The sequence below is a fragment of the Flavobacterium cerinum genome (genome assembly GCF_004028155.1).
Classification (GTDB): domain Bacteria; phylum Bacteroidota; class Bacteroidia; order Flavobacteriales; family Flavobacteriaceae; genus Flavobacterium; species Flavobacterium cerinum.
In genome coordinates this window covers 80,208-94,782 of sequence record NZ_SBII01000003.1, presented here as the reverse complement: position 1 = coordinate 94,782, position 14,575 = coordinate 80,208, and the positions used below count along the sequence as shown (strand labels likewise).

16 protein-coding genes are annotated in these 14,575 nt (G+C 38.2%); 9 read left to right on the top strand and 7 right to left on the bottom strand.

The window, feature by feature from the left end; all coding sequences use genetic code 11:
• Positions 1 to 78: 78 nt before the first annotated feature.
• Positions 79 to 690 carry a DUF2306 domain-containing protein gene (locus EPI11_RS05635; protein ID WP_128388974.1) on the bottom strand — a complete coding sequence of 204 codons (612 nt, stop codon included), beginning with the start codon at positions 688 to 690 and terminating at the stop codon, positions 79 to 81.
• A gap of 153 nt (positions 691 to 843) precedes the next feature.
• On the opposite strand from EPI11_RS05635, the gene EPI11_RS05630 reads away from it, so the two are divergent.
• On the top strand, positions 844 to 1,194 hold the full coding sequence (locus tag EPI11_RS05630) for a winged helix-turn-helix transcriptional regulator (RefSeq protein ID WP_128388973.1): 351 nt from the start codon (positions 844 to 846) through the stop codon (positions 1,192 to 1,194).
• Here EPI11_RS05630 and EPI11_RS05625 read toward each other — a convergent pair.
• Complete coding sequence (locus tag EPI11_RS05625) at positions 1,191 to 2,093, bottom strand: LysR family transcriptional regulator (RefSeq protein ID WP_128388972.1); 903 nt, start codon at positions 2,091 to 2,093, stop codon at positions 1,191 to 1,193. The genes EPI11_RS05630 and EPI11_RS05625 overlap by 4 nt on opposite strands.
• A gap of 101 nt (positions 2,094 to 2,194) precedes the next feature.
• On the opposite strand from EPI11_RS05625, the gene EPI11_RS05620 reads away from it, so the two are divergent.
• From EPI11_RS05620 to EPI11_RS05595, 6 genes are all read left to right on the top strand, one after another.
• The gene (locus EPI11_RS05620) at positions 2,195 to 2,800 is read left to right on the top strand and encodes an NAD(P)H-dependent oxidoreductase (protein WP_128388971.1); all 606 of its coding nucleotides are present in this window, start codon (positions 2,195 to 2,197) and stop codon (positions 2,798 to 2,800) included.
• A complete protein-coding gene (locus EPI11_RS05615; protein WP_128388970.1) occupies positions 2,790 to 3,080 on the top strand; it encodes a putative quinol monooxygenase in 291 nt (96 codons plus the stop codon). Before EPI11_RS05620 ends, EPI11_RS05615 begins: the two co-directional genes overlap by 11 nt.
• Before the next feature lie 6 nt (positions 3,081 to 3,086).
• Positions 3,087 to 4,070, top strand: coding sequence for an aldo/keto reductase (locus EPI11_RS05610; RefSeq protein ID WP_128388969.1), 984 nt, complete (start codon positions 3,087 to 3,089; stop codon positions 4,068 to 4,070).
• A gap of 2 nt (positions 4,071 to 4,072) precedes the next feature.
• Positions 4,073 to 4,660 (top strand): VOC family protein, encoded by a 588-nt coding sequence (locus EPI11_RS05605; RefSeq protein WP_241657585.1) that lies wholly within the window; start codon positions 4,073 to 4,075, stop codon positions 4,658 to 4,660.
• Positions 4,661 to 4,874: 214 nt separating this feature from the next.
• Complete coding sequence (locus tag EPI11_RS05600; protein WP_128388968.1) at positions 4,875 to 5,363, top strand: hypothetical protein; 489 nt, start codon at positions 4,875 to 4,877, stop codon at positions 5,361 to 5,363.
• A gap of 694 nt (positions 5,364 to 6,057) precedes the next feature.
• On the top strand, positions 6,058 to 6,588 hold the full coding sequence (locus EPI11_RS05595; RefSeq protein ID WP_128388967.1) for a C40 family peptidase: 531 nt from the start codon (positions 6,058 to 6,060) through the stop codon (positions 6,586 to 6,588).
• Between the two features lie 89 nt (positions 6,589 to 6,677).
• Here EPI11_RS05595 and EPI11_RS05590 read toward each other — a convergent pair whose 3' ends face one another.
• Positions 6,678 to 8,249 carry a L,D-transpeptidase family protein gene (locus EPI11_RS05590; protein ID WP_128388966.1) on the bottom strand — a complete coding sequence of 524 codons (1,572 nt, stop codon included), beginning with the start codon at positions 8,247 to 8,249 and terminating at the stop codon, positions 6,678 to 6,680.
• A gap of 166 nt (positions 8,250 to 8,415) precedes the next feature.
• Between EPI11_RS05590 and trxA the strand changes: the two genes are divergently transcribed.
• On the top strand, positions 8,416 to 8,718 hold the full coding sequence (trxA, locus tag EPI11_RS05585; protein WP_128388965.1) for a thioredoxin: 303 nt from the start codon (positions 8,416 to 8,418) through the stop codon (positions 8,716 to 8,718).
• 68 nt (positions 8,719 to 8,786) lie between these two features.
• Here trxA and EPI11_RS05580 read toward each other — a convergent pair whose 3' ends face one another.
• The 3 genes from EPI11_RS05580 to EPI11_RS19205 all read right to left on the bottom strand — a co-directional run bounded on the left by EPI11_RS05580 (position 8,787) and on the right by EPI11_RS19205 (position 11,163).
• Positions 8,787 to 9,854 carry an agmatine deiminase family protein gene (locus EPI11_RS05580; RefSeq protein WP_128388964.1) on the bottom strand — a complete coding sequence of 356 codons (1,068 nt, stop codon included), beginning with the start codon at positions 9,852 to 9,854 and terminating at the stop codon, positions 8,787 to 8,789.
• Positions 9,855 to 9,954: 100 nt separating this feature from the next.
• Entirely contained in the window at positions 9,955 to 10,830 is an 876-nt protein-coding gene (locus tag EPI11_RS05575) for a carbon-nitrogen hydrolase (RefSeq protein ID WP_128388963.1), read from the bottom strand.
• 198 nt (positions 10,831 to 11,028) lie between these two features.
• Positions 11,029 to 11,163 (bottom strand): hypothetical protein, encoded by a 135-nt coding sequence (locus EPI11_RS19205; protein WP_262707694.1) that lies wholly within the window; start codon positions 11,161 to 11,163, stop codon positions 11,029 to 11,031.
• Positions 11,164 to 11,177: 14 nt separating this feature from the next.
• Between EPI11_RS19205 and EPI11_RS19245 the strand changes: the two genes are divergently transcribed.
• The gene (locus EPI11_RS19245) at positions 11,178 to 11,315 is read left to right on the top strand and encodes a LuxR C-terminal-related transcriptional regulator (protein ID WP_128389225.1); all 138 of its coding nucleotides are present in this window, start codon (positions 11,178 to 11,180) and stop codon (positions 11,313 to 11,315) included.
• Here EPI11_RS19245 and EPI11_RS05565 read toward each other — a convergent pair.
• Positions 11,312 to 14,533, bottom strand: a complete 3,222-nt coding sequence (locus EPI11_RS05565; RefSeq protein ID WP_128388962.1) for a PAS domain-containing sensor histidine kinase — start codon at positions 14,531 to 14,533, stop codon at positions 11,312 to 11,314. The two genes, EPI11_RS19245 and EPI11_RS05565, sit on opposite strands and share 4 nt — an antisense overlap.
• Positions 14,534 to 14,575 lie beyond the last annotated feature (42 nt).

Below are 14,575 nucleotides of genomic sequence, written 5' to 3'. Positions count from 1 at the left end.
ATTAAATCCCAATGTTCCACTTTTAGTATATTCATGTGGAACATTACGGTTTTCATATTTGAAATACAGGTTTTACGATTATTTTTTTTGCTGTCTGCTTAGATCGAATTGATATAAAAAAAGTGGTACCGACCATGATAACCAAACTACGGTAGGGAAAAACTCGGCAAAACCTAAAGCTATAATAAACGGCATCTTAAAAAGCATCGCTTGTGCTAAAAAAGCAAGGGTAACAATATAACTTCTTGCCATCCATTCTTTGTGCTGTACCATTTTGCGTTTTCGCACAGCCCAATAGGCAAATCCTGTTGAGATGAGCCATACAAGAATCTGGATTTGTAAGGCAAAAGAATAAGGAAGGTTAACTTCGAGTCCGGTTGTAAAGGTTAGGTATAAAGCTCCAAGTCCCGAGATAAGTATCGCAATAACATAGACTTTTCCCAACAGGCGGTGTGTTTTCAGAAAACGGTTCCTGAAATATTCCCAAAGTAGGAATGGTCCCGAAAGTAACGCCAGAGATCCGAAGAAAATATGCGAAACGATTACCCATTTTACATCAATATATTTCCCTAAAGCTTCGGGGGTTAACAGATAAAATCGCCTGTTTTCGTAAATAAAAAATATGGCGATAAGTAGTATAAATGCTCCGTGTATAAGCTTAAGGTTCTTTGTTATAGTGGTATTTTTCATGTTTTATATTTTAAATTGCTATTGCAAAATTGTTCACATAAAACAGTAAAAACAATAACCGAAAAACTATTCGGGTACCGAATAATTTTTCGGTATGCAGGTTTACAGGTTGTTACAAAGTTTTCATTTAAATTTGACTGTAAAAATTATCCTATGTACGAAAGAAAAACACCTCAGGACCTGGAATGCGGTACAATTGTAGCTATGAAAATATTTGGAGCCAAATGGAAATTCTGCATTATTGATGCTATAAACAGAGGGTATAACCGTCCAAGCGAAATTCATAGAGAAATAATGGAAGCTACTCCACGTGTTCTCGATATGCAGCTGCGTGAATTGGATGAGCATGGTGTTGTCTTTAAAAAAGTACATCCGGGACTGCCGCTAAAGGTCGAATATTATTTGACACCTTTAGGTCAGAGCATACTACCCATTATTGAAATGCTCGACAAATGGGGTAATAAGAACAGGGATATCGTAAAAGAAAAAGTTGTAAGCGCTTAGTTTACAACCATCACTTCCCTGAATATTTTTTTTATGTGTGCTATTTCATCGGCATAAATGGTTTTTTTACGTGTAGCAAAGTGCAGGGTATTGGTAAGCTTCGGTTCGCCTTCCCAAACCAGTTGTATGAGTCCGGCATCAATTTCTCGGCGGCATAAAAAATCGGGTATAACAGCTAATCCAATACCACTGCCAAGGCAGCGCACAATAGAGTTCAGGTTGGGTACGATGTAATTCGGCCTGAAATCCGGGTACTTATTAAAATTGAGCTGCCAAAAACGGCGCAGGTGTTCCATATCGCCCGTAGTTCCATACCATTTTTGCTGTTTTAGCCAATCTTCAGTAGCTTCAGGATTATTCTGTGCTTTTACCGTATTAAAAGCATCAATATCGGTTTGATTACCGCCCACAACTACAATAGTTTCCTGCGAAAAAGCTTCATATTCTACTGCAGCACCAATAACCATTTGCGGCGTAATGATAATATCAAGAATACCTTTTTCGAGATTGCTTACCATTTCCGGGTATTCACCAAATTGTATGATAACATTGAAAGGGAGTGACGAAATATAAGGCTCTAACGTGATCTGGAACGTTTCAAAACACATGCCCACACTTATGGTTGGTGTATGTTTTTCGGTACTCCGCTGAAAATTCTTCTCGGCTTCTTCCAGTTTGGTTAATGCTTCGGTAATAAAGTTGTAAAGCACCTTACCGCGTTCGGTAGGAGTCATGCGCCTGCCAGTACGGTCAAAAAGTTTATAACCTGTATAATTTTCCAGCGAACTCAAATGCAGGCTCACTCCGGGCTGAGAAATAAACAGCTCCTGGGCAGCTCCTGTAAGTGTTCCGGTCTTGTAAATAGCCTTAAATGTGCGGTACCATTCTAAGTTTACCATAACTCTATCTATTATAATTATGATACAAAGGTATAAATTATGTTATTTTAATAATAGATAAGCCTGTAATATCTTTGTACTATCAATTTAGAGATATAATTATGACAAAGATATTCATCATTAATGGCGGTCAGAATTTTGGCCATTCGGGCGGAAAGTTCAACGATACTGTAACCCGTGAAACAATTTCCTTTTTTACTGAAAATGAAAGTTTTGAAGTAAAGACAACCAATATTAACGAAGCCTATAATCCTGCCGAAGAGGTTGAAAAATATGTATGGGCAGATGTTGTTATTTACCATACACCGATATGGTGGTTCCAGTTACCTCATGGTTTTAAGCAATACATAGATGTGGTATTTACCGAAGGTCATGCCAAAGGTATTTATCATAGTGACGGGCGTTCGGCTGCAACCCCGGCGATTAACTACGGAACCGGCGGAATGCTGCACGGAAAAAAATACATGCTTACTACCTCATGGAATGCACCTAAAGAAGCCTTTACGCTTCCGGGAGAGTTCTTTAACGAGAAAAGCGTAGACGATGGACCGTTATTCGGTTTCCATAGAATGAATGCCTTTACGGGGATGAAACCCCTGCCGGGTATTCATTTTCATGATATCGAAAAAAATGCTGATATACCCCGCGATCTGAAACTATACAGAGAACATTTAGAAAACGTTTTTATCAAAGAATATGCATACTAATATCACCGCAGTTATAAAAAGCCTGCCCAATAAGGCAGACGAAATGAAAGCCATTCTTGAGGAACTGGCTGTCGAATCGAATAAAGAAGAAGCCTGCCTGCAGTATGACCTGCATCAGGATATAGATGAACCCAACGTGTTTATCTTCCATGAAATATGGAGAGACAGCGCAAGCTTCGATGTTCATAACAACAGTCTTCATGTGCTTAAATTTAAAGAAGCATCAAAAACAATTCTGTTAGAAACACCGGCAATATATATTATGAACAGAATAAAATAAATAATAATGGAATACAGGAAATTAGGAGAATCAGGTTTAGAACTATCAACGATAACGTATGGTGCATTTGCTATTGGCGGAACACTATGGGGCGGAAATGAAAAACAGGATTCCATAAATGCAATACATGCTTCACTGGATAACGGTGTAACCTCGCTGGATACAGCACCTTTTTACGGACTTGGCAGAAGCGAAGAACTTATTGGTGAAGCTATAAAAGGGAAAAGCCGTGATAAGATCCAATTGCTGAATAAATTCGGATTGGTTTGGGATGGCAGTAATAAAGGAAAAGGCGAATTCTTTTTTAATGCCGAAGATAACGGAGCTACCTATCCAATTTACAAGTTCAACTCGAAAGCAAATATCATTAAAGAAGTAGAAGAAAGCCTTAGCCGTTTGGGTACCGATTATATTGATCTGCTTCAGGTGCATTGGCCGGATGCCACTACGCCAATTGAGGAAACCATGCTTGCTATGGACGACCTGATCAAACAAGGAAAAATAAGGGCAGCAGGGGTATGTAACTATGATGCGGCCCAGTTAACCGAAGCTGCTAAAACTATAAAATTGGCTTCCAACCAGGTGTCTTACAGTATGCTTAACAGGGTTATAGAAAAAGATGTAGTGCCTTATGTATTGGAAAACAATATGGGAATCATTGCTTACAGCCCAATGGAAAGAGGTTTGCTTACTGGTAAATACTTTAAAGAGGCAAAACTGAAAGAAAACGATCATAGAAATGGTTATTTCGGGCAGTTTGGTGTCGAAAAAGTAAAAGCACTACTTGATGCTATTGAGCCGATTGCAGTAGCTAAAAACGCTTCATTATCACAACTGGTACTGCGTTGGACATCGTTACAGCCGGGTATTACGGTAGTGCTTGCCGGAGCAAGAAATGCCGCACAGGCTATAGATAATGCAAAAGCAATGGACATCAATCTTACCGATGCAGAACTTCAGTTCATTACTGCACAAGTATCAAAAATATAAGTATGAGAAATAAAAATTGGTTAACTTTAGTGGGAACGGTTATTATGCTTGTTGCATATACTTCGCCCGTTTTTTCTCAAACAAAAAAATCAAAGGGTATGGAAACAGCTAATAAAGGAGGTTTTAACCGTGTAAACCATGTTGGTATCACGGTAGCAAACCTGGAAAAGTCGATTGTTTTTTATGAAGCTTTAACCGGAACAAAAGTATCGAATGTAGATGAGATCGGGGGATCGCGTATGGCGCGTGTTCAGGGACTGGATAAAACACTTATCAAGTATGCCAACTTACAGCTCAACAATCTTAATATCGATATTCTGGAATATGTAGAGCCTGTACCTTCAAAGGCATCTTATAAAAATAACCAGATAAGTGCGATGCACCTTTGTTTTGAAGTTGATGATATGGATGCCGCATTAAAAAGGCTGAAAGCAATAGGTATTGAGCCCGAAGGCGAGCCTATCATTTTTGAAAAAGAAGACGGACTTAAATCCGGTTTCGGAACTGTAGTAGCCTACTTCCAGGATCCGGACGGTACAAACCTTGAATTGATCGCTCCGCAGGGGCCTTTTAAGAGAAAAGGTAAATAAATCAAATTTTGGTGCTTATTATAAATGGTTTGGGGTAGTTTGAAAAAGCCGCTTGTTGTATAACAAGCGGCTTTTTATATTAAAATATCATTTATTATTTTTGATTAAATGATAATGAGATATATAAATGGGATGAAAATCTTTTTCTATATATATTTAACAATAAAGAATGAAGCTATTACTTTTGATAATTTGAAAGATAAAAACTTATTATATGACTAAAGAAAACCTAAAAATCGGAGATGTTTTTTCATCTCAAATTGATAATAATTATAAAAAATATTTTCAATACGTAGCCAATGATATTACACAATTGAATAGTGAAGTAATTAGAGTATTCAAGACTCAATACCCTATTAATGTTGATTCTGATTTGATAGATATTATAAATGATGACATAGATTTTTATGCACACTGTGTAATACAATTTGGGTTAAAATTGAAAATATGGGAAAGAATAGGGAATTTAAATTTTATAGAAAAAATAAATGTTATTTTCAAAACAAGTACAGATCATGGTAAACCTGAAATAAAAATATCACATGATTGGTATGTATGGAAGATTAATGAAAGTTTCAATCATGTGGGGAAATTAAAAGATAAAAATAGATATGCAGAAGTAGGCAGTATAATACCTCCAGACAGTATTGTCTATAGGATGCTACATGGGGAATATGATTTTGTATATCCTGGATTTGAATAATAATAAAAAAAGTAAGGTATCAGATTAGGCTTTTCGTTGACACAAGTATTTTACAGTGCACAAAATGGTAGGAGGTTAATACATAGCATTAAAAAGCCGCTTGTTATATAACAAGCGGCTTTTTATTTTCACTGAATACAAGTAGAATTATTTTACTTTTGAACGACCGAAAATTAGTATGAAACTTAGTCTATAATTTACAGAAAGAAGAAGATTAATATGGATGTGAAAAATTTAATTTTGGCTGTTTTACTTCTATTTGCTGCAGTTTTGTACTATCTCTTACATAGGAGTTGGTTAAAGTTAAAAAAGATTAATACACCTGCCTCTAAGCAATTAACAAAAATTGAGGTTTGGAAAGATTGGATGCTTATCATAGCATCAGTAATATCATCAATTGTTTATTTTTATAAATCATTTAATTAGTATGAATTCTGATAGTTATATTAATTTGTTTACTCCTGCTTGTTTAATAATTGTTGGTGTTTTAATTAGGTTTCCAACTGAAAAAAACAAATTTGCAGATGTAAAAAAATATTCTCTGTTCTTTATTATAGGTGGCAGTTTAATGTTATTATATAGGTTATGGAAATTGTCTAATTTATAATTGCATGTGAGTTTTATGATAAGCTTATGTTTGACTCAACTTTGCCTTTGCAATTAATTCGTAAATTGACTTTTATAAATCCAGAGTATGAAATTTTACAAAAGTCCTTTATTATTTGCTTTAATGGCTTCATTTTTTGTGTTTTGTAATCAGCATAAAAGCAAATCAATTTCTCCGGTAAAAGAAACTGTTGTGGTTGATAGTACAAAACAGCAGCAGGTCAATCGTGAAGAGATCATAGCATTTGCCAAAAAATATATGGGCACAAAATATTGCTATGCCGGAGGCGATCCTAAAACAGGTTTCGACTGTTCAGGGTTTGTCAATTTTGTATACAAGAACTTTAATATCAACCTGCCGCGCAGTTCCTCCGGATTTGGAAAAATAGGGAAGAAGCTAAAACCCGAAGATTTTAAGATAGGTGATATACTTATTTTTTACGGCTATCGTGATAATAAGTCAGTAGGACATGTGGGGATTATATGTGAAGCCAACGGAATGAAATCAAAATTCATCCATTCTTCATCAGGTAAAGAAATGGCAGTAATAATCAGTGAATTGGGTTCAGATCAATATACAAAACGATTCTATAAAGGCATAGATGTTTTGAGTAAATAAATTGCCAAAACATTATAAATGAAAAGGTTCGATCAGGATATTTTTTTCTGATCGAACCTTTTTTAGTATCGTATTTATCTCCTTCTTATCTAATTAGCAGCATAAAGCAAATTCGCTAATCTTCCATCTCGGTTATATACATCATCAAAAAAGGCAATGTTACCGTCATCATCAGCCCAGGCGGTAAAGTAGGCAATGTATACCGGTATTTTCTTTTTCAGTACATAGGTACTTTCTTTCCCCGCATTCATGGCTTTATCTACTTTACTTTCGCTCCAGTTGCCATCTTTTTTGGTGATCATTATAGCTAAGTCACGAGCTTTTTCTACACGCACGCAGCCGTGGCTGAACGCTCTTTCGTCTCTGTTGAACAGGCTTTTTGCAGGTGTATCGTGCAGGTAGATGTTATTTGTGTTAGGGAACATGAATTTTACTTTTCCTAAAGAGTTATTACCTCCAGGTTTTTGTCTTACACGCCCTTTATACCATTCCATGTTGTGCTGTGCCAGGTAATTAGGATTCTTGGCAATAGCAGGCTTAATTTCCTTATTTAGTATACTGGTAGGCACATTCCAATAGGGAGCAAAGTTAAGGTAGCTCATCATCCCACTGAAAACTACCGTTTTGTTAAGGTCTTTTCCAACCACAACCCTGGACGTAAAGAACGGTTTACCTTCTTTAAAATAAACCAGTCGGTATGATGGGATATTAACAGCAATAACCTCCGGAGCTTTATCCATTTCAGGCGATATCCATCGGCAGCGTTCCATGTTTACGGTGATCGTCCTGATACGGTCGCCTACAGAGATATTAAGCTCTTTTATCAGAGACGGAGTAACCTTTCCGTTATAAGTACGGTTATGTTTTTCCTCATATAGTTTTAATCCGTTAGTAAGATCGGCATCAAAAACCTCCTTTTCGGAATCGCTTTTAACATATCCTTCTTTCACAAGGCGGGTACGCAGCTGCTTAACGGCTGTTCCCGAATCCCCTTCTTTTAGTGCCTTGATCCCTTCACCCAGGGCAATAGTGTCCCAACCGCCGTTTTTCTCGATCTCGCGGTACTTCTGTAAACCTTTACGCAGTTTATAATATTGGCTAAAAAGATCTTTAGTGTTTTCTTTGATAAGCTTAGGGTCTTTCATAAGCGTATCTAAATAGGCAACGTAGTCTACTTTTTCACGCGGCAGGAACCAGCCGGTTTCCTGGCTGACTTTGGTGTCCAGTCCTTCAAATACTTTTTTAGTATAATATAAGTACATTGAGCTTATAAGAAGCTCGGCGTCCATATTAGGCTTATCGGCAGTATCAAAAACAGTATTCAGCTCCTCTTTATAAGGAACTTTTAATTTTAAGCCTTCATCATCAATCTGGCCGATCTTATTGTGCAGTACATCAGCAAGTTCTATAAGTCCTCTTTTATCAAACCATACATAATGATTGTGTTTTTTGTACAGCTGGCGTACATCTTTTTCAAATTCTTTCAGATCAGGATGGCTCGCAAAAAAGGGAGCAATTTTTGTGGTGTCCAAGGCTACACTTTCATCCACATGACTATGCACCTGAATGCCGGAGGCCATTCCTTTTTTATCCTTCTTGCAGGAAACAGTGGCAATTAGGCAGCCAAAAACCATTATAATAATTAAACTGACTTTCTTCATAGTGCGATTTCTTTTGATTAAAAGTAGGAAAAAAATTGTTAGAAAGAAAGAGCTGCTCTTTGTAAAGGCTTACTTTAACTAAGAATTATGAGCTTTTATAAATTTATCTTAATGCTTTTTAACGGGAGCCATATGTTTAATATTTTTACAGTAAATAAAAACGAACATGGAAAAATTTCAGGAGATAATAAACGGTAACGACCCGGTCTTGGTCGACTTTTTTGCTACTTGGTGCGGACCCTGCCAAATGCTTGCTCCAATACTAACCGAAGTTAAGAAAGAGTTGGGTGACAGCATAAAAATTATAAAAGTAGATGTAGATAAAAACGAGGCATTAATGGCTGCGCCGCAGTTTCAGGTAAAGGGCGTACCTACATTAATGTTGTTTCAAAAAGGTAAAATGCTTTGGAGGCAGTCGGGTGTAGTGCCTAAAGAAGATATTATCAGGACTATTAAAAGTTTTCAGTGATCAGTATTCAGTTTGTTGGCTTCTCATAGTCTGCCTTCTGAATACTGATCACTGAATATTGAACACTATTAAACCGGTTCCTGTTGGCTTAAGCAATGGAAGCTTCCAAGACCCCATATCAGGTCGGTAGAATCAATACCTATGATTTCCCTGTCTTTAAAGCACGATTGGATAATATCCAGTGCTTTAACATCATTAACGCTATCCTGGAAAGTAGGTACTATAATACTTTTGTTCGCAATATAGAAGTTAGCATACGATGCAGGTAAACGCTGATCCTCATAAATAACAGCCTTTGGCATAGGCAGCTCAATAACATTAAGCTGTTTGCCATTTTCAAGGCGCATGGCATGAAGGTTTTTTAGGTTCTCCTGTAGTAATTCGTAGTTATCATCGTTTTTATCCTGTTCTACCACGGTAACCACGGTATCTTCATTTACAAAACGGGTAATATCATCAATATGTCCGTCGGTATCATCACCCACAATACCGTCGCCAAGCCATAATATATGCTCAGCACCATAGTATTCGTTAAGATATTCCTCAATTTGTTTTTGAGACAGGTGTGGGTTACGGTTTTTGTTAAGCAGACATGCTGTAGTTGTAAGAAGTGTACCCTTACCGTTAAACTCAACACTGCCGCCTTCCATTACAATATCGGGATGGAATACTTTTAAACCTAAAGCTTCTCCAATACGTGTAGGAATAACATCATCCAGGTCGTATGGAGGATATTTATCACCCCATGCGTTATAACCCCAGTCCACAATAGCTTTCTCTCCGGTTTGCCTGTTTACTACAAAGGCAGGACCGTGGTCACGGCACCATGCATCGTTAGTAGGGTGCAGGTAAAAACTGATTGCGTTAAGTTGAGCACCCGCAACAAGAGGAGCAAATTTTTCGATCTCTGTTAAGGCAAATTGCTGCATAGCAGCATCTGCAACATTAATGCATACTTTTTGATGGCGCGACACCTGTAAAATAAATTCACAGTACGGTTTGTAAATTGTATGCAGTTTTCCCGGCCATGAAGCCTCTTTGTGCGGCCATGAAAGCCAAAGCGCACGTTGCTGCTCAAATTCGGCAGGAAAATGGAAACCTAGTTGCTTAGGTGTATTGTTGGTATGAAAAGCCATTGACTTAATATTATAATTGCCCTTCGACAAGCTCAGGGTGACTGTATGTAAATTCTAATAACGGGAATTAACCCTTAAACTTGAAACCTGAAACAAAAAATTAATCCTCATCAAGGTAACGTTTTGTTATCGGCTGGTAGCTGTCAATTCTACGGTCGCGTAAGAAAGGCCAGTGGGTACGGTAATGATCGGTATCTTTAGTTTCAAGTTCAACAACTGTAGTTTCTTCATTTTCATGAGATGCAAGGTACATAAGCTTACCTTGTGGGTTAGCCACAAAACTGCCACCCCAGAATTTCATTTCGCCTTCCTGCTCAAAGCCTACACGGTTAACGCTCACAACGTGAACACCATTGGCTACAGCGTGAGAACGCTGAATGATCTGCCATGCATCATACTGCTCTTTGTTGGTATCTTCATCCTGCGATGTAGCCCATCCGATAGCAGTAGGGTAGAACATAATTTCTGCACCCATAAGCGCCGTGATACGGCTAGCCTCCGGGTACCATTGATCCCAGCAGATAAGGATACCAATTTTGGCATACTTCGTCTGGAATGTTTTATAACCCAGGTCGCCCGGGGTAAAGTAGAATTTCTCGTAGAAAGCCGGATCATCCGGAATATGCATTTTACGGTATTTACCAAGATACGTACCATCAGCGTCAATAACTGCTGTAGTATTGTGGTAAAGACCCTGCGCACGTTTTTCAAATAACGATGCAATAATAACAACATTCAGCTCTTTGGCTATTTCGCTAAGCACATCAGTAGACGGACCAGGGATAGCTTCTGCCAGTTTAAAGTTTTCATAATCTTCAACATCGCAAAAATACAGCGATGTAAACAGCTCCTGAAGGCATACTATCTGTGCGCCCTGCTTTGCAGCATTGCGAATTTCTCTTATTGCTTTATCAAGATTGGGCTGCTTGTCTTTAACACAGCTCATCTGTACTAATCCTACTTTTACTTTTGTCATGGCAGTTACATAAAAATTTGAGGGGCAAAATTACATAAAAAGTTTGGTTTTTTAAATCAATGCCTGTTAGGCTTTTCTTAAATATAAAATCGGCATTTTGGGCGTGTCCCCTCCATTGCATTCCGGGGCCGGGCTATACGCTGTATCCCTTCGTTTCTCTTCGGGAATGCCGCTGCTATCCCTCACGCAATTATACCGTTAGTAGATAATACCTTTTAGTTTAAACCAATCCACAGCTTCGGTGATACCGTTCTCAATAGGTTCAAAATTAACATCAAGTTCATCAATAGCCTTTTGGTTCGAATAATAATTTCCTGTACACAGTATCCGCATGTTGGTAAGCGAAACTGCAGTTTTTACACCAAAGTGCCGCAATATCCATCCATACGGTAAATACCCACCGCCAGCGCATTCTTGTAAAGCTGGATGCAGATAATGCTATGGAAGCCGTTAAAAAGGCTTCGGCTTTAGGGTTGCTGGCTTAGTTTTGTGCCGCAGGAAGTATAATTACAAAAAGTGCTCCTATATCTTCAGATGCCCTGACCTCAATATTACCATGATGGTTCTGGATGATCTTTTTACATATCGACAAACCGATTCCAGTTCCTGAATATTCTGATTTTCCATGTAATCGCTGGAAAATATCAAAGATCTTCTCTGCATAATCCTGATGGAATCCTATGCCGTTATCCATAAATTCTATTCTGTAATAGTCCTTTTCCTTATCCAGCTTCGAGACTGTACCTTTGGGTAACAACGTTGCTGTTATGGTGATTTTTGGAGTTACATTAATGCGTTTGTATTTAAGTGAATTAGAAATAAGATTACTAAACAGCTGCGACATTTGCCGCGGTATAGCATCTATAACAGGGAGGTCTTTACAAACTATAACAGCACCCGTCTGTTCAATAGATAGCTCAAAGTCGGTTATGGTCTCCTTAGCAATTTTATCAAGGTCTACCGATACAAAAAAGTCAGCTTCCTTAGATAGCTGCGAGTAGGCGAGTACATCCTGAATAAGGTTCCCCATCCTGTCGGCAGAATTGTTTATTTTATTGAGGTAAGTTCTTGAACGGTCGTCAATACTACCCAGACTCTCTTTCAGCATTTTAGAGAAGATACTTATCTTTCTTGTAGGCTCCTGTAAATCGTGAGATGCTATATAGGCAAACTGTCTTAATTCCTGATTGTTTTGCTGTAATGCTTTGATCGCTTCAGCCAGTTCAGAATTTGCCTGCTGTAACTGTTCTGTGCGCTGCTCCACCTGAAATTCCAGTTCCTGCTGAAGTTTTCGTTCTTTGGTAATATCCTGTGCACTGCCGCTCAAAAATTCAGGATTTCCTGTAGCATCCATTACTACCTGAGCCTGCGAGTGTATAATTCTTATCTCTCCGGTAATACGGTTAATAACAGGATGTATATTTTCATAAATACCGCTGGACCCTTTTCTGGAAGCCGTTTTTAGAGCGGTATCTACCTCTTCTGTAAATTCTTCCGGTAACGATACAAAAGCACTATTAACTGTTTGTAAATTTTCAGTTATTCCCATCCAGTTCATGTAGCGGGTAGAGTAATTAAAAATATTCTTTTTAATGTCAAGGCTCCAGGTAGCAAGCTCTGCAAGTTCTATTGCTCCTGTTAAAGCGGTTTGAGTGTTTTCAATTTTCTGTCGTGCACGTACCTGTTCGGTAACATCTATTGCCATATCCATAATGGCATATACTTCACCTTTTGCATTAAAAAGAGGTTTATAAGTAAAGTCAAAATAATAAGTTCCCGGTATACCGCCTATATTAAGCAGTGCAGGAGCAGCACTTGCATGGTAGGTTACTCCGGTAGTAAAAACGTTATCTAAAATGTCCAGAAAGGGCTGTCCTTTTAGTTCGGGTACTGCTTTGGCTAACGGTAATCCAATTACAGAGTTGTCTACATTCCAGTAGCTTAACATAATTTCGTTGGCAATTTCCAGACGTAACTCCCTTCCCATAAAGAGGCAGGTAGCAACAGGAGCTTCTTCGACCATAGACCTAAAACGCTCTTCACTTTCCATAAGTGCTTTACGCCCTTCAATGATCTCGTTAATATCCATGCAATACCCTGCATACCCTGCAAAACTACCATCATTGTTATAATATGGATCTCCGGCAGCACGACACCATGATGTTTTTCCGTTGGCTTTATTTAATCGGAAGATCACCTCATAATGCGAATGATCTGCTATAGCTATTTGAAACAGTGCTGCACATAGCTCCCTGTCTTCTTCAAATATATAATTGATCCATTCGCCATCGGTATAGCCATCATGCGATATACCACTCCATTCAATAAGTGTTTTATTAATGTAGGTTATTCTTCCTTCAGTATCAGACAGCCAAAGACCCGTAGGCGAACTGTTCGTTACATTTCTAAACTTGATATCAGCTTCGGCAAGAGCTGTTTTTTGGTTTTCAAAGACAGTGATATCCCTTACTGTTCCCGAAAAAGAAACAGGCTTACCCGAAGCATCAAAAGTATTAGATCCCATAACAACCATTCGGTGTATGGTTCCATCATCCCATATAACTCGGGGAGAATAATAAAATTCGTTTGTTTTTACACCTTCTTTTAGAGCAATTGCTCTTTCTTCAAGATCATCGGGGTGTATGTGTTTTATAAAAGCCTGACGGTTAATTTCTTTTCTGGTGCTGTCACCCGTTAATATTAAAGCAAAAGAAGGAGTATATTCTATAGACCCTGTAGCCAGATCAATATTAAAAACACCAATACCGGCACTTTTTACTGATAAGTTGGTTAGATGATTTGCTTTCGCAATCTCTTTTTGTGCCTTTTTACGGTCTGTTATATCTTGTAGAGTACTATTAAAACGATAGGCAATAGTATCAGTACCAAACCAGGCACGACCTTTTGCCCTCACCGTTCTCAGCTCATTTGTAACAGGGTTTTTAATTGTATATTCAATGTCATAATGTCCGCCCGATTCATAATTAAGCGATTCGAGTATCGCATCAGATACACGCTGCCTGTCTTCTTCTATTATAGAATCTACAGCATTTGAAAGAAGTATTTCGCCATCGGCAGATAAACCAAACCAGTTTTTAAGCCGGGCATTGCCAGTAAACTTATTAGTGGCAGGGTTATAATCCCACACACCCAGTTCGGCAGCTTCAATGGCAAATTCCAGTTCGTTTTTGGCATCTTCAATACGCGCCAGGTTTTTTACCTTTTCGGTAGTTTCGGTACATACTACCAATACACCTTCAACATTATCATCATCACCGGTTATGCCGCTAAAGCTAAAAGTCCAGTATACATCTTCAATAGCACCATTTCGATAAATAGGCAATAACAGGTCTTCACTCCATGCACTTTTGTTTTTAAGCCGAACCTTCTGTATTAGAGGATAAATGGTATCCCAGATTTCCTGCCAGCAATCTACACCCTTTTGTCCAAGGGCTAAAGGGTGTTTCCCGTTATTACCAAGGCTGGGCCGGTATGCATCATTATAAAATTGGATAAGATCTTCTCCCCACCATAAAAACATAGGGAATTTCGAAGATAGTATCATGGAAACAGTATTACGCAGGTTTTGAGGCCATTGATCTATAGCACCAACCGGAGTAGATGCCCAGTTATAATTGTTTGTGAGTTCGCCCATTTCTCCGCCGCCACGCAGAAAAGGATATGATGTAGAATTGTTTTTCAAGGTATATATAAGGGGGTATACTGTAAAAATTTATTTAAAAAT